A 23403-nucleotide genomic window follows, 5' to 3' on the forward strand; every position below is an offset into this window, starting at 1 on the left:
GATGCGCGGCGCCGTAGGAAAGGCCAGGCGCCAACCGCGCCGAACGAACATGAACGACCGGGATACCCGGCAACCCAACTTCAGTCAGGAGGCGGACAGAACAGTCCGCGTGAGACCATGACAAGGCAAGAGGCCAACGAGCAATTCCAGCTCACTTCGTTTCTGGACGGCGCCAACGCCGCCTATATCGAGCAGCTCCAAGCACGCTATGAAACGGACCCGGCGTCCGTCTCGGCCGAATGGCAGGCCTTCTTCAAGGCGCTCGCCGACCGGCCGGAAGATGTGGTGAAGGCAGCCAAGGGCGCCTCCTGGAAAAAGAACAACTGGCCGATCGCGGCCAATGGCGAACTCGTCTCTGCGCTCGACGGCGATTGGGGCACGGTCGAAAAGGTCATCGAGAAGAAGGTCAAGGCGAAGGCTGAGGAAGCCGCCGTCGCCACCGGCACTGCCGTGAGCGAGGCAGATATCCTTCAGGCGACGCGCGATTCCGTCCGCGCCATCATGATGATCCGCGCCTATCGTGCCCGTGGCCACCTGCATGCCAAGCTCGATCCGCTCGGCCTTGCTGCCCCGGTCGAGGACTACAACGAGCTTTCGCCCTCGAACTACGGGTTTGAGGAGAAGGATCTCGACCGCAAGATCTTCATCGACAACGTGCTCGGCCTCGAATACGCGAGCATTCGCGAAATGGTCGAAATCCTCGAGCGCACCTACTGCTCGACGATCGGCGTCGAATTCATGCACATGTCCAACCCGGAAGAGAAGGCCTGGATCCAGGAGCGCATCGAAGGACCGGACAAGGGCGTCGAGTTCACGCCCGAGGGCAAGAAGGCGATCCTCCAGAAGCTGATCGAGTCGGAAGGCTTCGAGCAGTTCATCGACGTCAAGTACAAGGGCACCAAGCGCTTTGGTCTCGACGGTGGCGAATCGCTGATCCCGGCACTCGAGCAGATCATCAAGCGCGGCGGCCAGGAAGGCCTCAAGGAAATCGTGCTCGGCATGGCCCACCGCGGCCGCTTGAACGTGCTGTCTCAGGTGATGGCCAAGCCGCATCGCGCCATCTTCCACGAGTTCAAGGGCGGCTCCTACGCGCCTGACGACGTCGAAGGTTCGGGCGACGTGAAGTACCACCTCGGCGCTTCCTCGGACCGCGAATTCGATGGCAACAAGGTTCACCTGTCGCTGACGGCGAACCCCTCGCACCTCGAAATCGTCAACCCTGTCGTCATGGGCAAGGCCCGTGCCAAGCAGGACCAGATGGCGACCGTGTTTGAAGGCGACATCATTCCGTTGCGCGAACGCTCGAAGGTCATGCCGCTCTTGCTGCATGGCGACGCCGCCTTTGCCGGCCAGGGCGTGATTGCTGAAATCCTCGGCCTTTCCGGCCTGCGCGGCCACCGCGTTGCCGGTACCGTCCATTTCATCATCAACAACCAGATTGGCTTCACCACCAATCCGGCCTTCTCGCGTTCGTCGCCCTATCCGTCCGACGTCGCCAAGATGATCGAGGCGCCGATCTTCCACGTCAACGGCGACGATCCGGAAGCGGTCGTCTACGCGGCCAAGATCGCCACCGAATTCCGGATGAAGTTCCACAAGCCTGTCGTCATCGACATGTTCTGCTACCGCCGCTTCGGCCACAACGAAGGCGACGAGCCTGCGTTCACGCAGCCGAAGATGTACAAGGTCATCCGCGCCCATAAGACCGTCGTCCAGCTCTACTCCGACCGTCTGGTCGCCGAGGGCCTGATGTCCGAAGGCGAAGTCGAGAAGATGAAGGCCGACTGGCGCGCTCACCTCGAGCAGGAGTTCGAGGCTGGCCAGTCCTACAAGCCGAACAAGGCCGACTGGCTGGATGGTGTCTGGTCGGGCTTGCGCTCGGCCGACAACCAGGACGAACAGCGCCGCGGCAAGACCTCGGTGCCGATGAAGCAGCTCAAGGAAGTCGGTCGCAAGATCTCGGAGATCCCGGCCGGTTTCAATGCACACCGCACGATCCAGCGCTTCATGGAAAACCGCGCTCAGATGATCCAGACCGGCGAAGGCGTCGACTGGGCCATGGCCGAGGCACTCGCCTTCGGCACGCTCGTCACCGAAGGCACCAAGATCCGCCTTTCGGGCCAAGATTGCGAACGCGGCACCTTCTCGCAGCGTCATTCCGTGCTCTACGATCAGCAGAGCGAAGAGCGCTACATTCCGCTTGCGAACCTGTCGCCGACCCAGGCCCGCTACGAAGTCATCAACTCGATGCTCTCGGAAGAAGCGGTCCTCGGCTTCGAATACGGTTACTCGCTCGCCCGTCCGAACGCGTTGACGCTTTGGGAAGCCCAGTTCGGCGACTTCGCCAACGGTGCACAGGTCGTCTTCGACCAGTTCATCTCGTCGGGCGAACGCAAGTGGCTGCGCATGTCTGGTCTCGTCTGCCTGCTGCCGCACGGTTATGAGGGCCAGGGTCCGGAGCACTCGTCCGCCCGCCTCGAACGCTTCCTGCAGCTCTGCGCCGAAGACAACATGCAGGTCGCCAACGTCACGACGCCGGCGAACTACTTCCACATCCTGCGCCGGCAGGTGAAGCGCGACTTCCGCAAGCCGCTGGTCCTGATGACGCCGAAGTCGCTGCTGCGCCACAAGCGGGCGGTTTCGAGTCTGTCGGAAATGGCCGGCGAGAGCTCGTTCCACCGCCTGCTGTGGGACGATGCCGAGGTGATCAAGGATGGTCCGATCAAGCTGCAGAAGGACTCGAAGATCCGTCGCGTCGTGCTCTGCTCGGGCAAGGTCTACTACGACCTGCTCGAAGAGCGCGAGAAGCGCGGCATCGACGACGTCTACCTGCTGCGCGTCGAACAGCTCTATCCGTTCCCGGCCAAGGCGCTGATCAACGAGCTCAGCCGCTTCCGCAACGCGGAGATGGTCTGGTGCCAGGAAGAGCCGAAGAACATGGGCGCCTGGTCGTTCATCGACCCCTATCTCGAATGGGTTCTCGCCCATATCGACGCCAAGTATCAGCGCGTGCGCTACACCGGCCGTCCGGCTGCCGCCTCGCCGGCAACGGGCCTGATGTCGAAGCACCAGGCGCAGCTTGCCGCCTTCCTCGAGGACGCGCTGGGGGGCTGACGCTCCCCACGCTCTGAGCCAATAGAAACAGATATCTGATCAACGGAACAAAAATCATGGCAACAGAAATCCGCGTTCCCACCCTCGGCGAATCCGTCAGCGAAGCGACCGTCGGCACCTGGTTCAAGAAGGTCGGCGATGCCATCAAGGCCGATGAGCCCCTGCTCGAACTCGAAACCGACAAGGTGACGATCGAAGTGCCGGCGCCAGCCGCTGGCACGCTTTCCGAAATCGTTGCGCAGGCCGGCGAGACCGTCGGTCTCGGCGCGCTGCTCGGCCAGATCGCTGCCGGCGCTGCTGCTGCCGCTCCGGCGGCTGCTGCCGAAAAGAAGGCCGAGCCGGCCGCTGCCGCTCCGGCTGCCCCGGCTGCCGCTGCAGCACCCGCTGCCTCGTCGATGCCGCCGGCACCGGCTGCCGCGAAGCTGCTCGCCGAAAACAACCTGTCGGCCGATCAGCTCGATGGCTCCGGCAAGCGTGGCCAGGTGCTGAAGGGTGACGTGCTTGCAGCCGTCGCCAAGGGCATCTCGACCCCTGCTGTCGCAGAGCCCGCAAAGGTCCAGGCCCGTGCGCCGTCGACGGCAGAAGATGTCGTGCGCGAAGAGCGCGTCAAGATGACCCGCCTGCGCCAGACGATCGCCAAGCGCCTCAAGGATGCGCAGAACACCGCCGCCATGCTCACCACCTACAACGAGGTGGACATGAGCGCCGTCATGTCGCTGCGCAACAAGTACAAGGACATCTTCGAGAAGAAGCATGGCGTGAAGCTCGGCTTCATGGGCTTTTTCACCAAGGCCGTGACCCACGCGCTGAAGGAAATCCCGGCTGTTAACGCCGAGATCGACGGCACCGACATCATCTACAAGAACTACTGCCACATCGGCGTCGCCGTCGGCACCGACAAGGGCCTTGTCGTTCCGATCGTGCGCGATGCCGACCAGATGTCGATCGCCGAGATCGAGAAGGACATCGGCCGTCTCGGCAAGGCTGCGCGTGATGGCGCGCTGTCGATGGCCGACATGCAGGGCGGTACCTTCACCATCTCCAACGGCGGCGTCTACGGTTCGCTGATGTCCTCGCCGATCCTCAACGCGCCGCAGTCGGGCATTCTCGGCATGCACAAGATCCAGGACCGTCCGGTCGCCATCGGCGGCCAGGTCGTCATCCGCCCGATGATGTACCTCGCGCTCTCGTACGATCACCGCATCGTCGACGGCAAGGAAGCCGTGACCTTCCTCGTCCGCGTCAAGGAAAGCCTCGAGGATCCGGAGCGTCTGGTTCTCGATCTCTAAGAGTTGGGCGGGGGCGATTGCAGCCCCCGCTTCTTTCTGCGCCGCGCTTCTCCGGATCGCATCGATGTCGTTCGAACTGACCTACCTGCTCTGGAGTGCCGTTCTCGCCTTCGCCTATATGATGGCGCAGGCGGGCGCCTATCGCCTGCAGCACGGCGTCATCGAAGCTGATACCAATCGCGACGTCGTGCCGGAGCCCAATGTCTTTACCGGGCGGGCGGGACGGGCGCTGCGCAATTTTCACGAGACCTATCCGGTCTTCATCGCCCTTGCGGTCGTGATAGAATTCTCCGGACGGAGCGGACCGCTCACCCAATGGGGCGTGGGGATCTGGTTCTGGGCAAGAGCCGCCTACCTGCCGATTTATATTGGCGGCCTCGGATTGGTTCGCTCCGCCGTCTGGACCGTTTCGGCGGTCGGGCTCCTGCTGATGATTGCGGGTATTCTGATCTGAACGGAGGAACTCGCATGGCATCCGAACCAAACGTTCCGCCGATCCAGGTGCATCTCTGCGTCAAGGACGGCATCGCGGCGATCGCCTTTTACGAGAAGGCCTTTGGTGCCCAACACACCTTTTGCCAGCTGGCGGAGGATCGCAAGCGCGTGATGCATTCCAATCTCGCGCTCTTCGGCGGCGAGATCATGCTGCACGACGAATTTCCCGAATTCGGCTCGAACGTTCTTTCGCCGAAGACGGTCGGTGGTGCGAGCGTCGCCATCAACATCAATCTGCCTGATGCCGCCGACGTCGATGCAGCCTATGACCGGGCGATCGCCGCCGGGGCATCGACAGTTCTGGAGCCGCAGGATACCTTCTGGCACGCACGTTACGCGCGCATCCAGGATCCCTTCGGCCACGTCTGGGCCTTCAACGCACCGGTCGCACAACCATGAGCCAATATCTCCTAGAACTCGCATCGCTGATGGCGATCTTCGCCTTTGCGATCGTCTCTCCCGGCGCCGATCTGGCCATGGTCATGCGCCAGTCGATCGTGCATGGCCGGCGCCCGGCCATCATCACGTCCTTCGGCATCGGCACCTCGCTGATGTTCCATGTGACTTACACGATCCTCGGTCTGGGGCTGATCATTTCGCAGTCGATCTACCTCTTCAACATCGTCAAATGGTGCGGCGTCGCTTACCTGATCTATATCGGCATCAAGGCGCTCCGTGCCGGCCAGACGGAGATCAAGGTCGAGCGCGCGGAAGGCAATGAGCCGGCCAAGGGCCAGTCGACCGCCAAGGCTTTCGGCCTCGGCTTTGCCGCCAATGCGCTCAATCCGAAGCCGGTATTCTTCTTCCTGTCGATCTTCTCGACCGTCGTCAGCGCCCACACGCCGATCCTCGTCAAGTTCGGCTATGGGCTGGTCATGGCCACCTGCCTGATCCTCTGGTTCGTCGGCGTCAGCCTGTTCATGACGACGCCGCGGATGCGCGCCGCCTTCACCCGCGCCAGCAAGTGGATCGACCGCGCCAGCGGCGTGGTCTTCATTGCGCTTGGTCTCAGGCTCGCGACGGAGAAGGCAGCCTGATCATGATCTCCGGTCGCTTCATCTTGATGCTGTTCTGCACCGCGCTTGCAGCGCCGGCTGCCGCTGCCGATTGCAAGCAGTCGCACGCGATCTACGCCGATCGTGACGGCGGCTATGAGCTGCGCTTCGAGCCGGTCGGCTCGGCAAGTGCGGCGACCAGCAACCACTTCAAGGTGGCGGTGCTCAAACCCGGGCTTCTGCTCGACGGCGTCGTGATGCCGGCGGGAGAGCCGGAACGCGCCACGGGGCTGATCATGCACAATTGCCCGGAGGGTGACGCGACCGGCGAGGAACTGCGCGCCTGCACGGTATGGCAGGGCGTCGTCTATGCGCTCGACAAGGCCGGTGCGATCAGCGAGATCCCTGGTGAAGCCGAACAGGCGGCCGAGCAGTTGCTGCTTCCCGATTTCGGGCCTTCCCTCAGAGCATCGAGCGCCTGGGGCAAGGGCAAGGCCGAGGCCGACAGCTGGGATTCTTTCACCCTCAAGGGATGCGCCGCATGAGCGCAGGCCCCGTTCTTCTCGTGACAGGCGGTAGCCGCGGTATCGGCGCGGCGGTTTGTGTCGCCGCGGCGAAAGCCGGCAGGCGTGTCGCAGTCAACTACGCGACGAACCGTGATGCGGCAGATGCGGTTGTCGGCGCGATCGAAGCGGCCGGCGGCTCGGCGATTGCGGTTCAGGGCGATGTCGGCTCGGAGGCGGATATCCAGGCGATGTTCGCTGCCGTCGATGCGGCCTTCGGCCGGCTGGATGGCCTCGTCAACAATGCCGGCATCGTTGGGCCGACCGCGCGGATCGACGAGATGTCGGTCGAGCGGCTGGAGCGGATGTTCCGCATTAACGTCACCGGCTCCATTCGCTGCGCGGCGGAAGCGGTTCGGCGCATGTCGACGCGCTACGGCGGCAAGGGTGGCGCCATCGTCAACATCTCCTCGGCCGCAGCCGTGCTCGGCTCGCCGGCACAATATGTCGACTACGCCGCCTCGAAGGGTGCGATCGACACCTTCACCATCGGCCTTGCGCGCGAGGTTGCGACCGAGGGCATTCGCGTCAATGCGATCCGTCCCGGCGTCATCGATACCGAGATCCATGCCTCCGGCGGCCTGCCGGACCGGGCGCGCGATCTTGCTCCCACCATTCCCGTTCAGCGACCCGGCACCGCCGAGGAAGTCGCTGACGCGGTTCTCTACCTCCTGTCAGACAAGGCGACTTATGTGACGGGGGCAATTCTCAATGTCAGCGGCGGGCGGTAACCGCCCTGAAGGAAGGATATTCTAATGGCTTATGATCTCATCGTTATCGGCAGCGGCCCCGGCGGCTATGTCTGCGCCATCAAGGCGGCTCAGCTCGGCCTGAAGGTGGCCGTCGTCGAGAAGCGCGCCACCTATGGCGGCACCTGCCTCAACATCGGCTGCATCCCGTCGAAGGCGCTACTGCATGCTTCGGAGGTGTTCCATCAGGTCGCCCATGGCGTCGACGCGCTTGGCGTCGAAGTCGCAGCACCGAAGCTGAACCTCGAAAAGATGTTGGCCCACAAGGACGCGACCGTTAAGTCCAACGTCGAGGGCGTCTCGTTCCTGTTCAAGAAGAACAAGATCGACGGCATCCAGGGCACCGGCAAGGTTCTCGGTCAGGGCAAGGTTTCGGTCACCAACGACAAGGGCGAGGAGCAGATCCTCGAAACCAAGAACATCGTGATCGCCACCGGCTCCGACGTCGCCGGCATTCCGGGCGTTCAGGTCGATATCGACGAGAAGGTGATCATCTCCTCGACCGGCGGCATCGCGCTCGAAAAGGTCCCGGCCAACATGATCGTCGTCGGCGGCGGCGTCATCGGCCTCGAGCTCGGCTCGGTCTGGGCGCGCCTCGGCGCCAAGGTTACGGTTGTCGAATATCTCGATACCATCCTCGGCGGCATGGACGGCGAAGTTGCCAAGCAGTTCCAGCGCATGCTCGCGAAGCAGGGCATGGACTTCAAGCTGGGCGCCAAGGTGACCGGCGTCGTCAAGGACGGCAAGGGCGCCAAGGTGACCTTCGAGCCGGTCAAGGGCGGCGACGCCGTGACGCTCGATGCCGACGTGGTGCTGATTGCCACCGGCCGCAAGCCTTACACCGATGGTCTTGGCCTCGATAAGGCCGGCGTCGTCATGGACCAGCGCGGTCGTGTCGAGATCGACCATCACTACCAGACGAGCGTTACCGGCATCTACGCGATCGGTGACGTCGTGCGCGGCCCGATGCTCGCCCACAAGGCGGAAGACGAAGGCGTCGCGGTTGCCGAGATTCTCGCCGGACAGGCCGGCCACGTGAACTATGACGTCATCCCGAGCGTCGTCTACACCCAGCCGGAAGTCGCCTCCGTCGGCAAGACCGAGGAAGAGCTGAAGGCTGCGGGCGTCGCCTACAAGGTCGGCAAGTTCCCCTTCACCGCCAATGGCCGCGCGCGCGCCATGCTTGCCACCGACGGCTTCGTGAAGATCCTCGCCGACAAGGAAACCGACCGGGTTCTCGGCGGCCACATCGTCGGCTTCGGCGCCGGCGAGATGATCCACGAAATCGCCGTGCTGATGGAGTTCGGCGGTTCGTCGGAAGACCTCGGCCGCACCTGCCACGCGCATCCGACCATGTCGGAAGCGGTCAAGGAAGCGGCTCTTTCGACCTTCTTCAAGCCGATCCACATGTAATGATCCAGCGAGGGGGCTGCAGCAAGCGGCCCCCTTGTTCCAGCCGCGCGCTTCAACACGCCGGCTGTTGTTGCGGCGCTTTCACCAGTGCCGCGTCAGCGTTCGCTGACATCCCCCCCGGAGATTTCGTGGCGGATGGCGACTATCTCTCATTCTTCAGAAGCAGATCGGAGCGCGTGGAAGCGCTCCTCGAACTCCCGCCTGAGGCTGCGTCGTGCTTCGGCCGCGCGCTGCCGGCGCTTGCGGTCGGCGGTGTCAGTGTTCAGCGGAGGTACGGGCGTCGGCGCGCCGTCGGCGTCGACCGCGACCATCGTGAAGTAACAGGAGTTGGTGTGTCGCCGCTCGCCACTCCTGATGTTCTCGGCCTCGACGCGGATGCCGATTTCCATCGAGGTGCGGCCGGCATTGTTGACCGCGGCACGGAAGGTGACGAGCTCGCCGACGTGGATGGGCTGGCGGAAGGTCACCTGGTCGACCGAAAGCGTCACCGCATATTGCTGCGAATAGCGCGAGGCGCATGAGAACGCCACGCGATCCAGGAGATTGAGCAGCGCGCCGCCATGGACCTTGCCGCTGAAATTCGCCATGTCCGGCGTCATCAGCACGACCATTTCGAGTTCGCGTGTGTCGTGGCTGGTTTCCATTGTCCATCTCCAGAATTTGCAACGCTCAGCTTGAGTTATGCAGCTTGTCGGCGCGAAGGGAAGGGGCCTCACCGCATCGGCGAATGACGGCCCCGGCGGCAGACTGGGTGTGACGATTGGACCGAGGGCTGCGACAAGCGGTCTCCTGTCCAGGCACGACGGAGGGCGCAATCATGTCTCAAAGGACAAGCGACGCCGTGGCGTCAGGAGGAAACATGAATCCGAGAGCCGTGGCCACCTCGTTGCCGAACCGGCATCTACCCGACGCCGATTGGGCCGACCGATTCGAGCTCGCGCTCGACGGCAAGGGCGTGACCGCTGCGGAAGCGGCCGAACGTTCGCTTGGCCGTTCGCCGCGATGGATTCGCGAACTGCTGCGCCTGCGCAACCGCGTGGTCTCGCTCATTGGCCTGAAATCGGCAGCGCCGAAACCGGGTCGCTTCGGGCTGGTCGGGGCGTTTCCAGTGCTGTCGAAAAGCGACGACGAAGTGGTGCTCGGTTTCGACGACAAGCATCTCGATTTTCGCATCGTCGTGGATGTCAGGGCGGGATCCGCGGTCAACCAGATCGTCGGCGTCACCACGCTCGTCCGCAGGCACAATACGCTCGGGCGGGTTTACCTGGCGGCGGTCACACCGTTTCACAAGGTGATCGTGCCGACGCTTCTGGCCCGGGTGGCGGGTCCGGGCGGTCAGATTGGCTGATCAGTCTCCGGCTTGAACGCCCGCCAGTCAGTTGGCGCGCGTGACCGTGAAGCCCTGGGCGCGGAGCAGTTCGACAAGACCTTCCTTGCCCGGAAGGTGCAGCGCTCCGACCGCCATGAAAGCGCCGCCGTCCTTCAGGATCGGTTCGGCACGTGTCGCCATCGTCTTGTTGCGGTCGACGATGATGCGCTGCTCGAAATCGGCATAGCCGAAATCCTCGGCGGAGCCCTTGTCGGAAACGGATCTCATCATCGGCATGATCATGCCGGTGTCGCCGGAAAGGTAGAGATCGGTCATTGTCGCGAAGACGTCGTCGATCGTCTTGCCGAGCGCCAGCGTCTCGATCAGCGCGCGCAGGTGCAGTTCTGTCGGAAGCGAATCCATCGCTGCGAGCTGTTCGATCAGCGTCTCCAGGCCCTTGAGCGTTTTGCCCTGGCTGACCGCATCCTCGGCAATCTTCTTGTCGAGGAAGGAGGCGCCGGTCGCCTTGCGGCTGATCTCGCAGGCGGGCAACGCGACGAAGCTCGCGATCATCCAGGGTTTCATGCGCGCAACGAGCGTCAGCGGAATGCCGCGGGCTTTGAGGCCCGCTTCGAGCTGTTCGCGATCGCCGGGCTCCAGGAAATCGGCGATCGTCTTGTTGTCCGGAAACATGGTGAGGTCGGGCCGCATCAGGATCGCGGCGGCCGATTTCTTCTCGTCGACGATCTCGTCCGATTCGACGATGACGGTTGAGGCTGCTTCGAAAGCGGCCGGCGCCTCGGCAGGCAACGCCAGTACGCGCGGATCGGTCACGTGCATGGTGCCGAGCAGCCAGGAGGCCGCGATGCCGTCCTTCTCGATCTTCCAGAAGATGCCTTTGCCGTTCGGCACGGCGGCGGCTTCCGCTTCGAGTGCGGCGAATTTGGTCGGATCCGACTTGGCAAGGGCGGTGAGCACATTCGAGCCGCCGCATTCGGCTTCCTGCGCATCGGCTTCCGCAACGAAGAAGAGTGCAACGACGAGGCTGGCGGCAAGAACAACATGCAAGAGGGCAATGAGCCAAAGCGTATCGTCAGCGACCCGCGCAAGCAGGTTGCGGGGCAGGTTTCGATCAGGTCTCGCAAAGGCGGTCATCATTGTTCCCCGACGGTCGGACGGTCGTTGCTGAACCCTAGGGCCGGGCCGGTCACGGCTTCCTTAAAGGGCATGGTTAATCCATCGTTTCGCCGAAAATCAGGCGCGCGGATGGGCGCGATCGTAGATTTCCAGAAGCCGCGCGGAATCGACACCGGTATAGACCTGCGTGGTCGACAGGCTGGCGTGGCCGAGCAGTTCCTGGATGGTTCGCAGATCGCCGCCGCCGGCCAGCAGATGGGTGGCGAAGGAGTGTCGCAGCGCATGCGGCGTTGCCGTGTCCGGCAGGCCGAGGGCCCCGCGCAGCTTCTGCATTTCCCGCTGGATGATTGCCGGCTGCAGCTTGGCGCCACGGGCACCACGAAACAACGGTTCATCAGCAGGCGGCTGATAGGGGCAGAGTTTGATATAGGCTGCGACGGCTTCACGCGCAGCCTGAATCAATGGCACGAGCCGCGTCTTGCCGCCTTTGCCGATGATGCGCAGCGACGAGGGCGAGTCGGCGAAATCGCCCGATGTCAGCCCGAGCGCTTCGGAAATGCGCAGGCCGCAGCCATAGAGCAGGGTCAGCACCGCGGCATTGCGCGCGGCGATCCAGGGCTCCTCGGCAAGCTGCGCCTCCGAGGTCACGACGTTCAGCGCCTCTCGGTCGGTCAGCGGCTTCGGCAGGGATTTCGGCTGCTTCGGCGAGCGCACGGCGGCGGCACCTGCTGCGTTCGCAAGGCCATTGCGTTCGAGAAAGCGCAGGAAGGAGCGCAAACCGGCGAGGCCACGGCCGAGCGTGCGTGCACCGGCGCCACCCTTGCGGCGCTGGGCGAGGAAGCCGCGCAGATCCGCCGGCCGCAGCGTCCGGATGTCGGAAAGGCGCGGCGGCCCGGCCAGATGGCCGGTCAGGAATGTCAGGAATTGACGGGTGTCGCGCTCATAGGCCTCGACGGTGTTGTCGGAGAGGCGCCGCTCCCGCATGAGCCCATTGAGCCAACGTTGGCGTTCGGCAAGGAGTTCCGGATGGCCGATGACGAGGAGCTCGTTCATTGTCGCTTCCCAAGTTGGTCCATCGGCGACAATGCCCTGACGCATCTTATGTTTTTGCTAATGCGCCCTTGGAATCTGTCATTCTTCGATCATATAGAATTGCGATGGTCAGCCGGAAAGAATCGGATCGGACTATGGTGGGACGGGATTCGGTGAACGGATTCGCGCATTTTGCTGAAGTACTCGCCCTGGTCTCACAGGGAAAACCTGGTCACATCGTTGACACCCTGATTGCCGAGCGCGGGCAGCGCATCGTCAAGAGCCCGATGTGGCCGTTGATGCGACCTTTTCTCTACGCGTTGCTGAACTACCGCAAGGCGCACGAGTTCGCCGATGCGGTCGCCAACATGCCCGGCTTCCAGGCCTTCGAACATCTGAGTTCGCTTCTCTCGCTGGAGGTGCGGGTCGACCGGGCCGAGCGCATTCCGGCCAAGGGCGGCTTCCTGCTCGTCAGCAACCATCCGACCGGCATTGCCGACGGTATCGCTGTTTTCGACCTGCTCAAGACACGGCGGCCGGACATGATGTTCTTCGCCAATCGCGACGCCATCCGCGTCAATCCACGCTTTGTCGAGATGGTCATCCCGGTCGAATGGCGCGAGGAGCACAAGAGCAAGCTGAAGGCCCGCGAGACGCTGCAGGTGACCAACCGGGCGATCGGCGAGGGCAAGGCGACGGTGCTCTTCCCTTCCGGGCGCATCGCCTATTGGGCGGACGGCTGCCTCAACGAGCGGCCGTGGAAGACGTCTGCGGTGGGCTTTGCGCGCAAATACGGCCTGCCGATCCTGCCGGTGCACATGAGCGCCCGCAATTCCGGCCTGTTCTACTGGTTCGCCAAATGGTCGACGGAACTGCGCGACATGACCGTGTTCCACGAGCTGCTCAACAAGAAGGGCGACTTCTTCGATTTCCGCATCGGCAACCTGATCCCGCCGGAGGCGCTGGAAGGTGAGCCTGGCGAGGTGACGAAGGCGCTCGAGCGGCACACGGTGTTCGATCTGGCCATGGACGCGGACGTGGCGTTCCAGCCCCGGTTGCAAGCAGAGGTCGCGCTCTAGCGATCAGCCGCGCCATGCCTGCCGGGCTTCACGCCGTGCGGCGGATCGGCTAGGTCTTGGGCATGCAGCTTCAATCCATGTTTGCCGAAAACTACCGTTCGTTGAAGTCGATCCGCATGGATCTGACGGGCGTCAACCTGTTCATCGGCGAGAACGGCGTCGGCAAGTCCAATCTCTATCGTGCGCTTCAACTCGTGCAGTCGGCGACGCGCGGCACTCTGGCGCGCGAGATCGCGGAGGAGGGCGGGATGTCGTCGGCGCTCTGGAGTGGCCGCCGCCGCGCCGACAAGCCGGCGCGCATAAGGCTCGAGACCGAGTTGCTGGATGAGGAGCGGGCGATCACCTTTCGCTACCGCATCGAGGCCGGGCTGCGTCCGCCTTTGGCGGCCGCAGGGTTTGCCTATGAGCCCCAGGTCAAGGAAGAGGAACTGACCGTTGAAACCGGCCGCCGTCCCGTGACGATGATGAAGCGGTCCGGCCCCGGCATCTTCGTGCGCGGCGACCGCGGGCGGATGGAGGACTATCCGGAAACGGCTCTGACCTCGGAAACGGCGATCTCGCTGCTCGGCGATGCCGGCCACTATCCGGAGGTCGGCACCTTTCGCCGCGCGGTCGACCAATGGCGGTTCTTCCATGGCTTCCGCACCGATCGCGATTCGCCGTTGCGGTTGCCTTGCCTCGCCGTGACGGCGCCGATGCTTGACGAGACGGGTGTCAACATGGCTGCGGTGTTTGCGACGCTCAGGCACACACGTGAGGATACGGTTGATCTCGATCGAGCGGTCGCCGACGCCTTCGGCGGCGCCTATCTCGACGTTCCCGAACCGGGACAGTTTGCCGAGTTTTCGCTGGTCTTTCCGGATTTCCCCAACCGGCCGTTTTCGCCGCGCGAGCTGTCGGATGGGCAGATGCGGTTCCTGGCGCTGGCGGCGGCGCTGCTTTCCTATCGCCGGCCCCGGTTCATTGCGCTGAACGAGCCGGAGACGAGCCTGCATCCGGACATGCTGCCGGCGCTCGCCGACATGGTCGCCAGCGCTTCGCGCGAAAGCCAGATCTGGATCGTCACTCATTCTGAGCGGTTGGCGGAGGAAGTGCGCCAGCGTTGCGGCATCCGTCCGCGCCGGGTGATCCGCAAGGACAGCGCCACCTGGATCGATGGCATGCGGCTGACGGGGCTGATGGACGACGACGAGTAGGCAACAAAAAACCCCGCAGCGATGCGGGGTTTTCATTCATTCCTGAAGCAATCAGGCGATCTTCTGGCCGGTCTTGGCCCAGTCGGCCAGGAACATTTCGAGGCCCTTGTCGGTCAGCGGGTGCTTGACCAGAGCCTTCAGCGTTGCCGGCGGCGCGGTGATGACGTCGGCGCCGATGAGGGCGGCTTCCTTGACGTGGTTCACGGTGCGGATCGAGGCTGCAAGGATCTCGGTCTCATAGCCGTAGTTGTCGAAGATGTGGCGGATCTCGCGGATCAGGTCCATGCCATCGAAGGCGATGTCGTCGAGGCGGCCGACGAAGGGCGAAACGAAGGTCGCGCCGGCCTTGGCGGCGAGCAGGGCCTGATTGGCCGAGAAGCACAGCGTCACGTTGGTCTGGTGGCCGTCCGAGGTCAGCGCCTTGCAGGCCTTGAGACCGTCGAGCGTCAGCGGCAGCTTGATGCAGATGTTGTCGGCGATCTTCGAAAGAACGGCCGCTTCCTTCATCATCTCGGCGTATTCGGTGGCGGTCACTTCAGCCGAAACCGGGCCTTCGACGATCGAGCAGATTTCCTTGGTGACTTCCGTGATGTCGCGGCCCGACTTCAGGATCAGCGACGGGTTGGTGGTGACGCCATCGAGAAGGCCGAGATCGTTCAGCTCGCGGATTTCCTTGACGTCGGCGGTATCAACGAAAAATTTCATGGAGTCACTCCTTGGGCACGATTGCCGCTCGGGCGCATCTCTACCGGGGAGGAATTCCGTTGGCAGAGATCGCGCGCGTTGAAACTCTGGTGGAACCGTGACAAACCCTGCGCCGGCAAGGCTGCGGTTCGCAGCGCAGTTTTCTTTAACCGAAACACGTGGCAAGGTCACGGCAAAATGACTCGCGATTCAACCGATTTATTCGGCGATTTGCTCGGGCCGATTTCTGCCCGTCGCGTCGTGCCGGTCCTGGTGCCCATGCCGGCGCCGAAAGCCTATTCCTATGCGGTTCCCGACGGCATGGCGGTCGAGCCGGGCTCGATCGTGCAGGTGCCGCTCGGCCCCCGTCTCGTCGTCGGCGTGGTCTGGGATGGAGACGATGACGGCAATGTCGATCCGAAGAAACTCAAGACAATCGAGAAGGTTTTTGACTGCCCGCCGCTGACGAGGGACATGCGAACTTTTCTTGACTGGGTTGCTGCCTACACTGTGACGCCGCCGGGGCTCGTCGCGCGCATGGCGCTCCGGGCACCGGCGGCCTTCGATCCGGAGCCGATGGTGGAAGCGCTGCGCCTCACGGAGATGCGACCGGAGCGCATGACGGCGGCTCGTGAGCGCGTCATCGCGACCGCGAGCGACGGCCTCTCCTGGACGCGCTCCGGGCTTGCGCATGCGGCCGGCACATCGTCGAGCGTGATCGAGGGGCTGACGCAGCAAGGCGTCTTAGAAACCGTATTCATGGCGCCGCCGCCGGTGGTTGCCTTGCCTGATCCCGATTTTGTCGCGCCCCGGCTCGAAGGGCCCCAGAAGGATGCGGCAGCCGATCTCCTGGCGGCGGTGGAGGAGGGCGGCTTCTCTGTGTCGCTGATCGACGGCATCACCGGCTCCGGCAAGACCGAGGTTTATTTCGAGGCGATTGCCGCGACGCTTCGGGCAGGCAAGCAAGTGCTGATACTCTTGCCGGAGATCGCGCTGACATCGAGTTTCCTCGAGCGCTTCCAGGATCGTTTCGGGGCGAAGCCGGCGGAGTGGCACTCGGACCTTGCGCCGCGGACGCGCGAAAAGGTCTGGCGCCAGGTGACGACCGGCACGGTGCGTGTCGTTGCCGGCGCGCGGTCCGCGCTGTTCCTGCCGTTCGAAGAGCTCGGTCTCATCATCGTCGACGAAGAGCACGACCCGGCCTACAAGCAGGAAGACCGCGTCTTCTACAATGCGCGCGACATGGCGGTCGTGCGCGGTCGGATCACCGGCTTTCCCGTCGTGCTCGTCTCGGCGACGCCATCGGTCGAAAGCCGAGTCAATGGCGAAGTCGGCCGTTACAAGCCGATCCACCTGCCGACGCGTTTCGGCGATGCGGCGCTGCCGCGGCTCGGCGTGGTCGATATGCGCCAGCATCCGCCGGCGCGCGGCGGCTTCCTTTCGCCGGTTCTCATCAACCAGATCGGCAAGGCCGTTGAGCGCGGCGAACAGGCGCTGCTTTTCCTCAACCGCCGCGGTTATGCGCCGCTGACGCTCTGCCGCGTCTGCGGCCATCGCTTCCAGTGCCCGGACTGTTCAAGCTGGCTCGTCGAACACCGCTTCCGCGGGCAGATCCAGTGCCACCATTGCGGCTATACGGAGAAGACGCCGGAGGCCTGCCCCGAATGCGGCACGCTCGATCATCTCGTTGCCTGCGGCCCGGGGGTCGAACGCATTGCCGAGGAGGTGGAGCGGCATTTCCCCGAGGCGCGCACGATCGTGCTGTCCTCCGACCTCATGGGCGTCAAGCGGCTGCGGCTGGAACTCGACGCCATTGCGCGCGGCGAAGCGGACATCGTCATCGGCACCCAGCTTGTCGCCAAGGGGCATAACTTTCCGCTGATGACGCTGGTCGGCATCGTCGATGCCGACCTCGGCTTGGCCAATGGCGATCCGCGGGCAGCCGAGCGGACGTTCCAGCTTCTTTCGCAGGTGACCGGCCGCGCCGGGCGAACCGGCCTCAAGAGTCTCGGCCTGTTGCAGACCTACCAGCCGCAGCATCCGGTGATGCAGGCCATCGTCTCCGGCGATGCGGATGCCTTCTACGACCGCGAGATCGCCGAGCGCGAAAAGGCCTTGCTGCCGCCCTTCGGCCGGCTCGCCTCGCTGATCGTTTCGGCCGATACCCGTCAGGATGCCGAGGGCCATGCGCGGGGCTTGCGCATGGCTGCGCCGCGGACCGACGGCATCACCATTCTCGGCCCGGCGGAGGCGCCGCTGGCGCTGATCCGTGGACGGCATCGCTTCCGCCTGCTGGTGCATGGCCGGCGCAACAGCGACATGCAGGCTTTCGTCAAGGCGATGATCGCCGCCGGCCCCAAGGAGCGCGGCTCGATCAGCGTCCAGCTCGACATCGATCCCCAAAGCTTCCTGTAAATTCAAGTTTCCTGTGATCGTCGCGTTGAACAGGCCGCGGGCGATTCACAACCGGGGCGACATGCGCTAGAGGTCAAGGACGCGCCGCTTCGGCCGAAGACGAAACGGCATGACAAGGGCTCATCTGCAGGAACGGGCATGGAATTCTACATTCCGACGGAAACCGGCGAATTCCTCGCCTTCTGCGCGGCCGTGGCTGCGGCGCTGATCGGCGTCGTCATGCTGTTTGCGCCGCGGCTTACCTTTCGTGCGGCTGGCATCGGCATTGCCGAGGGGCGGCGCGGCGGTTATGCCGAGGCACGCTCCACCATGGGCGGCATGCATGTGGGGCTCGGCCTTGCCGCGATCCTCCTGGCGCAGCCGATGGTCTATCTTGCAGTCGGAGCGGCGTTCGCGCTTGCCGCCTTCGGCCGAATCCTCTCGATGATGAGCGACAACGGCGGCACGGTCTACAACTGGCTGGCGCTCTTCGTTCAGGCGGCACTCGCCATCCTTCCGCTCGCATACGTCTTCGGCATGATCTGATCGTGCCGCGGGCCGTTCCGCGATTCACAACGCAGGAAACGAATTTACGGCAAAATTCGGCCAAGGTGGCCGACTTATGCCGCATTCCTGCCGTTCGCGTGTTGCGAGTCCAAACATCCTATGCTAGACGAACCGCGAATTGCGGGGGAAGTGGGTCGCCAGGCCTCGATATCCTGCAAATTATTGCAGCAAATTCAAGAATTTAAGTTGACGGCCCACCGCCAGCTCGGTTCTTGGATGAAAATGAGAGAAGCTTGTGCCCGTGGCAGACACATCCCAGCTTATTTCCGGTGTTGCAGAAAGATACGCGTCCTCGCTTTTTGAACTCGCGCTCGGCGCCGGTTCCGTCGAGGCAGTCGGCGCGGATCTGACCCGCGTCCAGGCCCTGATCGACGGCAGCGATGATCTGAAGCGGCTGATCGTAAGCCCGGTCTTTTCTGCAGACGACCAGTTCAAGGCCATTTCGGCAGTTGCCGAGAAGGCTGGTATCTCCGGGCTCGTCGGCAACTTCCTCAAGGTCGTTGCCCGCAATCGCCGCCTCTTCGCGCTGCCGGGCATGATCAAGGCGTTCCGCCTGATCGCCGCACGCCATCGTGGCGAAGTCTCCGCCGACGTCACGTCGGCCCATGCGCTCTCTGCAGTGCAGGAAAACGAATTGAAGGCGACGCTGAAAAGCGTCACCGGCAAAGACGTGACGGTCAACGTCACCGTCGACCCGTCTATTCTTGGAGGTCTGATCGTCAAGGTCGGGTCCCGCCAGATTGACACCTCCCTTCGCACCAAACTCTCTACCCTTAAGCTTGCACTGAAAGAGGTCGGCTGATGGATATCCGCGCCGCGGAAATTTCCGCAATTCTCAAAGATCAGATCAAAAATTTCGGCCAGGAAGCAGAAGTCTCCGAAGTCGGTCAGGTGCTTTCCGTCGGTGACGGTATTGCCCGCGTCTACGGCCTCGACAATGTTCAGGCAGGCGAGATGGTCGAATTCCCGGGTGGAATTCGCGGCATGGCGCTGAACCTCGAAGCCGACAACGTCGGTGTCGTTATTTTCGGTTCGGACCGTGACATCAAGGAAGGCGACACCGTCAAGCGGACCGGCGCCATCGTGGACGTCCCGGTTGGTCCGGAACTGCTCGGCCGCGTCGTCGACGCGCTCGGCAACCCGATCGACGGCAAGGGCCCGATCAACGCCAAGCAGCGCTCGCGCGTTGACGTCAAGGCTCCGGGTATCATTCCGCGCAAGTCGGTTCATGAGCCGATGTCGACCGGCCTCAAGGCCATCGACGCTCTGATCCCGGTTGGTCGTGGCCAGCGCGAGCTCGTCATCGGCGACCGCCAGACCGGCAAGACCGCGATCATCCTTGACACGATCCTCAACCAGAAGGCCATTCACGACAATGGTCCGGAAGGTGACAAGCTGTATTGCGTCTACGTCGCAATCGGCCAGAAGCGTTCGACGGTTGCCCAGTTCGTGAAGGTTCTGGAAGAGCGTGGCGCTCTGCAGTACTCGATCATCGTTGCTGCAACCGCATCCGACCCGGCTCCGATGCAGTACCTCGCACCGTTCGCCGGTTGCGCGATGGGCGAATACTTCCGTGACAACGGCAAGCATGCCCTCATCGGCTACGACGACCTGTCGAAGCAGGCTGTTTCCTACCGTCAGATGTCGCTCCTGCTGCGCCGCCCGCCGGGCCGCGAAGCTTACCCGGGCGACGTTTTCTACCTGCACTCCCGCCTGCTCGAGCGCGCTGCAAAGCTCTCGGACGACAATGGCGCCGGTTCGCTGACGGCTCTGCCGGTCATCGAAACGCAGGGCAATGACGTTTCGGCGTTCATCCCGACCAACGTGATCTCGATCACCGACGGCCAGATCTTCCTTGAAACCGACCTGTTCTACCAGGGCATCCGTCCGGCCGTTAACGTCGGTCTGTCGGTTTCGCGCGTCGGCTCTGCCGCGCAGATCAAGGCGATGAAGCAGGTTGCCGGCTCGATCAAGGGCGAACTCGCTCAGTATCGTGAAATGGCCGCCTTCGCGCAGTTCGGCTCGGACCTCGATGCCGCTACGCAGCGCCTGCTGAACCGCGGTGCCCGCCTGACCGAACTCCTGAAGCAGCCGCAGTTCTCGCCGCTGAAGACGGAAGAGCAGGTCGCGGTCATCTTCGCTGGCGTCAACGGTTACCTCGACAAGCTGCCGGTCAACCAGGTCGGCAAGTTCGAGCAGGGCCTGCTTTCGTACATGCGTTCGGAAGGCAAGGACATCCTGGAAACCATCCGCAAGGACAAGGCGATCTCCGACGACGTCAAGGGCAAGCTGAAGGCTGCAATCGACAGCTTCGCCAAGTCTTTCGCCTGAGCGGATTTCATTTAGGACGGATAACGGATGCCTTCACTTAAGGATCTGAAGAACCGGATCGCCTCCGTCAAGGCGACGCAGAAGATCACCAAGGCGATGAAAATGGTCGCCGCGGCGAAGCTTCGGCGTGCGCAGGAGGCGGCCGAGGCCGCCCGGCCTTACTCGCAGCGCATGGCTACCGTTCTCGCCAACATCGCTCAGGCGGTTGGTGCGGACGACAGCGCGCCTGCCCTGATGACCGGAACCGGCAAGGACGATACGCACCTTCTGGTCGTCTGCACGGCTGAACGCGGCCTTTGCGGCGGCTTCAACTCGCAGATCGCCCGTCATGCCCGCGACCACGTTCGCAAGCTGCTCGCAGCCGGCAAGACGGTCAAGATCATCTGCGTGGGCAAGAAGGGCTTCGATATTCTGCGTCGCGAATTCGCGTCGCTGATCATCGATCGTGTCGACCTGCGTGAAGTCAAGAAGATCGGCTTCGAAAACGCCGACCAGATTGGCCACAAGGTCATCGCGCTCTTCGAAAAGGGCGAGTTCGATGTCTGCACGCTGTTCTACTCCGAGTTCAAGTCCGTTATCGCCCAGATTCCGACGGCTCAGCAGCTGATCCCCGCTTCGGCCGGCCCGGTCGCAGCGGAAGCATCGGATGCTTCGGCCGTCTATGAATATGAGCCGGACGCGGGCGCGATCCTGAGCGACCTCATTCCGCGCAACATTTCCGTGCAGATCTTCCGGGCCCTGCTCGAGAACGTCGCCGGCGAAATGGGCGCGAAGATGAGCGCGATGGACAATGCGACGCGCAATGCTGGTGAGATGATCAACAAGTTGACGCTGAACTATAACCGTCAGCGCCAGGCTCAGATCACCAAGGAACTCATTGAAATCATCTCGGGCGCGGAAGCGCTCTAAGGTTACGGAAAGAGGGTAAGGATTATGGCTAAGGCAGCTACCCCGAAAGAAACCGCAGTGGAGAAGAAGCCCGCTGCACCGAGGAAGGCAGCTTCCGCCAAGACCGCAGCAGTTGCCGCAACCGGCGCTGTCGGTCGCGTAACGCAGGTCATCGGCGCCGTCGTTGACGTCGTGTTCGAAGAAGGCCAGCTTCCGCAGATCCTGAACGCGCTGGAGACCGACAACCACGGTAACCGCCTCGTTCTCGAAGTCGCTCAGCACCTCGGCGAAAACTCCGTCCGCACGATCGCCATGGACTCGACCGAAGGTCTCGTGCGCGGCCAGCCGGTCACCGACACCGGTGCGCCGATCACGGTTCCGGTTGGCGACGAAACGCTCGGCCGCATCATGAACGTCATCGGCGAGCCGGTCGACGAAGCCGGTCCGCTCGTTACCTCGGGCAAGCGCGCGATCCACCAGGATGCGCCGTCCTACGTCGAGCAGTCGACGGAAGCACAGATCCTTGTCACCGGCATCAAGGTCGTCGACCTTCTCGCGCCTTACGCAAAGGGCGGCAAGATCGGCCTCTTCGGTGGTGCAGGCGTCGGCAAGACCGTTCTCATCATGGAACTGATCAACAACGTCGCCAAGGCGCACGGTGGTTACTCGGTGTTTGCAGGCGTGGGTGAACGCACCCGCGAAGGCAACGACCTCTACCACGAAATGATCGAGTCCGGCGTTAACAAGCATGGCGGCGGCGCAGGCTCCAAGGCTGCGCTCGTTTACGGCCAGATGAACGAACCGCCGGGCGCCCGCGCTCGCGTCGCTCTGACGGGCCTCACGATCGCTGAAGACTTCCGCGACAAGGGCCAGGACGTTCTGTTCTTCGTCGACAACATCTTCCGCTTCACCCAGGCAGGTTCCGAAGTGTCGGCTCTGCTCGGCCGTATTCCTTCGGCCGTGGGTTACCAGCCGACGCTGGCGACCGACATGGGTCAGATGCAGGAACGCATCACCACGACGACCAAGGGTTCGATCACCTCGGTTCAGGCCATTTACGTTCCGGCCGACGACTTGACCGACCCGGCGCCGGCTACCTCGTTCGCCCACCTGGACGCAACGACGGTTCTGTCGCGCTCGATCGCCGAAAAGGGCATCTACCCGGCCGTTGACCCGCTCGACTCCACGTCGCGCATGCTCGACCCGATGATCGTCGGCGAGGAGCACTACGAAGTGTCGCGTAAGGTGCAGACGACCCTGCAGCGCTACAAGTCGCTCCAGGACATCATCGCCATCCTCGGCATGGACGAACTGTCTGAAGAAGACAAGATCGCCGTTGCCCGCGCTCGTAAGATCGAACGCTTCCTGTCGCAGCCGTTCTTCGTCGCCGAAGTCTTCACGGGTTCGCCGGGCAAGCTCGTCGCTCTCGAAGACACGATCAAGGGCTTCAAGGGCCTGGTCAACGGCGAATACGACCACCTGCCGGAAGCTGCCTTCTACATGGTCGGCTCGATCGAAGAAGCGGTCGAAAAGGCCAAGAAGCTGGCTGCTGAAGCCGCTTGATTGCACTGTTAAGCCTCGGCGCGATCCAAGCGCCGAGGCTTTCATCCTGCCTTATCAGAAGGCAGGGAAGACATGCACAGCCGCCTTTTAGGTGGCGCGCCCACGAGAAGTGAATGGTCATGGCCGATTTCAACTTTGAGCTTGTTTCCCCCGAGCGCCTGCTCCTCTCCGAAAAGGTGACGGAAGTCGTCATTCCGGCGACCGAGGGCGAGATGACCGTGATGGCCAATCACGCTCCGACGATGACGACGGTCAAGCCCGGCGTGGTCACGGTGAAGACGGCGGACGGCAAGACCGAGCGCTTTGCTGTGTTCGGCGGCTTTGCCGACATCCTGCCGACCGGCTGCACGCTTTTGGCCGAGTCCGCCGTCCACGTCGACGAACTCGACCGTACGGTTCTTGAAAACCGCATCGATGCGGTTCGTGCCGAGCTGGAAGGCGCCGGCGACGAGAAGAAGACCCGTCTCGAGCAGTTCGTCGCCGAACTGACGAAGCTCGGCGAGATCGTGATCCCGGCCTGAAAGGGACACCCGGAAGGGTAATGCAAATCCGAAAGCCCCGCCTTCGTGCGGGGTTTTTTGTTGATCGCGAGTTCTTTGCCGTGA

General features: G+C 63.2%; 22 protein-coding genes. 18 read left to right on the forward strand and 4 right to left on the reverse strand.

The features are described from left to right. The first annotated feature begins 117 nt into the window (after positions 1 to 117). The 8 genes from ACTJKE_RS03685 (at position 118) to lpdA (ending at position 8618) form a co-directional block, all read left to right on the forward strand. The gene (locus ACTJKE_RS03685) at positions 118 to 3114 is read left to right on the forward strand and encodes a 2-oxoglutarate dehydrogenase E1 component (RefSeq protein WP_057255004.1); all 2997 of its coding nucleotides are present in this window, start codon (positions 118 to 120) and stop codon (positions 3112 to 3114) included. A gap of 56 nt (positions 3115 to 3170) precedes the next feature. Continuing rightward, a complete protein-coding gene (odhB, locus tag ACTJKE_RS03690; protein ID WP_057255005.1) occupies positions 3171 to 4403 on the forward strand; it encodes a 2-oxoglutarate dehydrogenase complex dihydrolipoyllysine-residue succinyltransferase in 1233 nt (410 codons plus the stop codon). Between the two features lie 64 nt (positions 4404 to 4467). After that, positions 4468 to 4857: an MAPEG family protein gene (locus ACTJKE_RS03695; protein ID WP_057255006.1), complete on the forward strand. Its 390-nt coding sequence runs from the start codon at positions 4468 to 4470 to the stop codon at positions 4855 to 4857. Between the two features lie 14 nt (positions 4858 to 4871). Then, entirely contained in the window at positions 4872 to 5297 is a 426-nt protein-coding gene (locus ACTJKE_RS03700) for a VOC family protein (RefSeq protein WP_057255007.1), read from the forward strand. Continuing rightward, on the forward strand, positions 5294 to 5935 hold the full coding sequence (locus tag ACTJKE_RS03705; protein ID WP_057255008.1) for a LysE family translocator: 642 nt from the start codon (positions 5294 to 5296) through the stop codon (positions 5933 to 5935). The genes ACTJKE_RS03700 and ACTJKE_RS03705 overlap by 4 nt, the downstream gene beginning before the upstream one ends. Positions 5936 to 5937: 2 nt before the next feature. Continuing rightward, positions 5938 to 6438 (forward strand): hypothetical protein, encoded by a 501-nt coding sequence (locus tag ACTJKE_RS03710; RefSeq protein ID WP_057255100.1) that lies wholly within the window; start codon positions 5938 to 5940, stop codon positions 6436 to 6438. After that, complete coding sequence (locus ACTJKE_RS03715; protein ID WP_440691188.1) at positions 6435 to 7187, forward strand: SDR family oxidoreductase; 753 nt, start codon at positions 6435 to 6437, stop codon at positions 7185 to 7187. The genes ACTJKE_RS03710 and ACTJKE_RS03715 overlap by 4 nt, the downstream gene beginning before the upstream one ends. 24 nt (positions 7188 to 7211) lie before the next feature. Further along, the gene (gene lpdA / locus ACTJKE_RS03720) at positions 7212 to 8618 is read left to right on the forward strand and encodes a dihydrolipoyl dehydrogenase (RefSeq protein ID WP_058325694.1); all 1407 of its coding nucleotides are present in this window, start codon (positions 7212 to 7214) and stop codon (positions 8616 to 8618) included. 149 nt (positions 8619 to 8767) lie between these two features. On the opposite strand, the gene ACTJKE_RS03725 is transcribed toward lpdA, so the two are convergent. Then, positions 8768 to 9262: an acyl-CoA thioesterase gene (locus tag ACTJKE_RS03725; RefSeq protein WP_057255010.1), complete on the reverse strand. Its 495-nt coding sequence runs from the start codon at positions 9260 to 9262 to the stop codon at positions 8768 to 8770. A gap of 215 nt (positions 9263 to 9477) precedes the next feature. On the opposite strand from ACTJKE_RS03725, the gene ACTJKE_RS03730 reads away from it, so the two are divergent. After that, the gene (locus ACTJKE_RS03730) at positions 9478 to 9966 is read left to right on the forward strand and encodes a DUF2867 domain-containing protein (protein WP_112995693.1); all 489 of its coding nucleotides are present in this window, start codon (positions 9478 to 9480) and stop codon (positions 9964 to 9966) included. Positions 9967 to 9993: 27 nt separating this feature from the next. Here the strand turns inward: ACTJKE_RS03730 and ACTJKE_RS03735 are convergent, their stop codons facing one another. After that, positions 9994 to 11082: a TraB/GumN family protein gene (locus ACTJKE_RS03735; RefSeq protein ID WP_113736639.1), complete on the reverse strand. Its 1089-nt coding sequence runs from the start codon at positions 11080 to 11082 to the stop codon at positions 9994 to 9996. A gap of 99 nt (positions 11083 to 11181) precedes the next feature. Beyond that, the gene (locus tag ACTJKE_RS03740) at positions 11182 to 12117 is read right to left on the reverse strand and encodes a tyrosine recombinase XerC (protein WP_112995695.1); all 936 of its coding nucleotides are present in this window, start codon (positions 12115 to 12117) and stop codon (positions 11182 to 11184) included. A 134-nt stretch (positions 12118 to 12251) separates the two neighbouring features. On the opposite strand from ACTJKE_RS03740, the gene ACTJKE_RS03745 reads away from it, so the two are divergent. Then, complete coding sequence (locus ACTJKE_RS03745; RefSeq protein ID WP_057255014.1) at positions 12252 to 13175, forward strand: GNAT family N-acetyltransferase; 924 nt, start codon at positions 12252 to 12254, stop codon at positions 13173 to 13175. Between the two features lie 62 nt (positions 13176 to 13237). After that, positions 13238 to 14371 (forward strand): AAA family ATPase, encoded by a 1134-nt coding sequence (locus ACTJKE_RS03750; protein ID WP_112995696.1) that lies wholly within the window; start codon positions 13238 to 13240, stop codon positions 14369 to 14371. Between the two features lie 51 nt (positions 14372 to 14422). Here the strand turns inward: ACTJKE_RS03750 and fsa are convergent, their stop codons facing one another. Further along, a complete protein-coding gene (fsa, locus tag ACTJKE_RS03755; protein ID WP_057255016.1) occupies positions 14423 to 15076 on the reverse strand; it encodes a fructose-6-phosphate aldolase in 654 nt (217 codons plus the stop codon). Positions 15077 to 15253: 177 nt separating this feature from the next. On the opposite strand from fsa, the gene ACTJKE_RS03760 reads away from it, so the two are divergent. The 7 genes from ACTJKE_RS03760 (at position 15254) to ACTJKE_RS03790 (ending at position 23319) form a co-directional block, all read left to right on the forward strand. Next, a complete protein-coding gene (locus tag ACTJKE_RS03760; protein ID WP_112995697.1) occupies positions 15254 to 17470 on the forward strand; it encodes a primosomal protein N' in 2217 nt (738 codons plus the stop codon). A gap of 138 nt (positions 17471 to 17608) precedes the next feature. Beyond that, complete coding sequence (locus ACTJKE_RS03765) at positions 17609 to 17995, forward strand: AGROH133_08824 family phage infection protein (RefSeq protein WP_057255018.1); 387 nt, start codon at positions 17609 to 17611, stop codon at positions 17993 to 17995. A gap of 262 nt (positions 17996 to 18257) precedes the next feature. Further along, the gene (locus ACTJKE_RS03770) at positions 18258 to 18818 is read left to right on the forward strand and encodes a F0F1 ATP synthase subunit delta (RefSeq protein ID WP_058325691.1); all 561 of its coding nucleotides are present in this window, start codon (positions 18258 to 18260) and stop codon (positions 18816 to 18818) included. Next, on the forward strand, positions 18818 to 20347 hold the full coding sequence (atpA, locus tag ACTJKE_RS03775; RefSeq protein ID WP_057255020.1) for a F0F1 ATP synthase subunit alpha: 1530 nt from the start codon (positions 18818 to 18820) through the stop codon (positions 20345 to 20347). Before ACTJKE_RS03770 ends, atpA begins: the two co-directional genes overlap by 1 nt. Before the next feature lie 27 nt (positions 20348 to 20374). Beyond that, on the forward strand, positions 20375 to 21256 hold the full coding sequence (locus tag ACTJKE_RS03780; RefSeq protein ID WP_058325690.1) for a F0F1 ATP synthase subunit gamma: 882 nt from the start codon (positions 20375 to 20377) through the stop codon (positions 21254 to 21256). 24 nt (positions 21257 to 21280) lie between these two features. Beyond that, a complete protein-coding gene (gene atpD, locus ACTJKE_RS03785) occupies positions 21281 to 22798 on the forward strand; it encodes a F0F1 ATP synthase subunit beta (RefSeq protein WP_093233134.1) in 1518 nt (505 codons plus the stop codon). Positions 22799 to 22917: 119 nt separating this feature from the next. Beyond that, positions 22918 to 23319 carry a F0F1 ATP synthase subunit epsilon gene (locus ACTJKE_RS03790; RefSeq protein ID WP_057255102.1) on the forward strand — a complete coding sequence of 134 codons (402 nt, stop codon included), beginning with the start codon at positions 22918 to 22920 and terminating at the stop codon, positions 23317 to 23319. Positions 23320 to 23403 lie beyond the last annotated feature (84 nt).

This window comes from Ensifer sp. 22521 (genome assembly GCF_052044795.1).
GTDB lineage: Bacteria > Pseudomonadota > Alphaproteobacteria > Rhizobiales > Rhizobiaceae > Ensifer.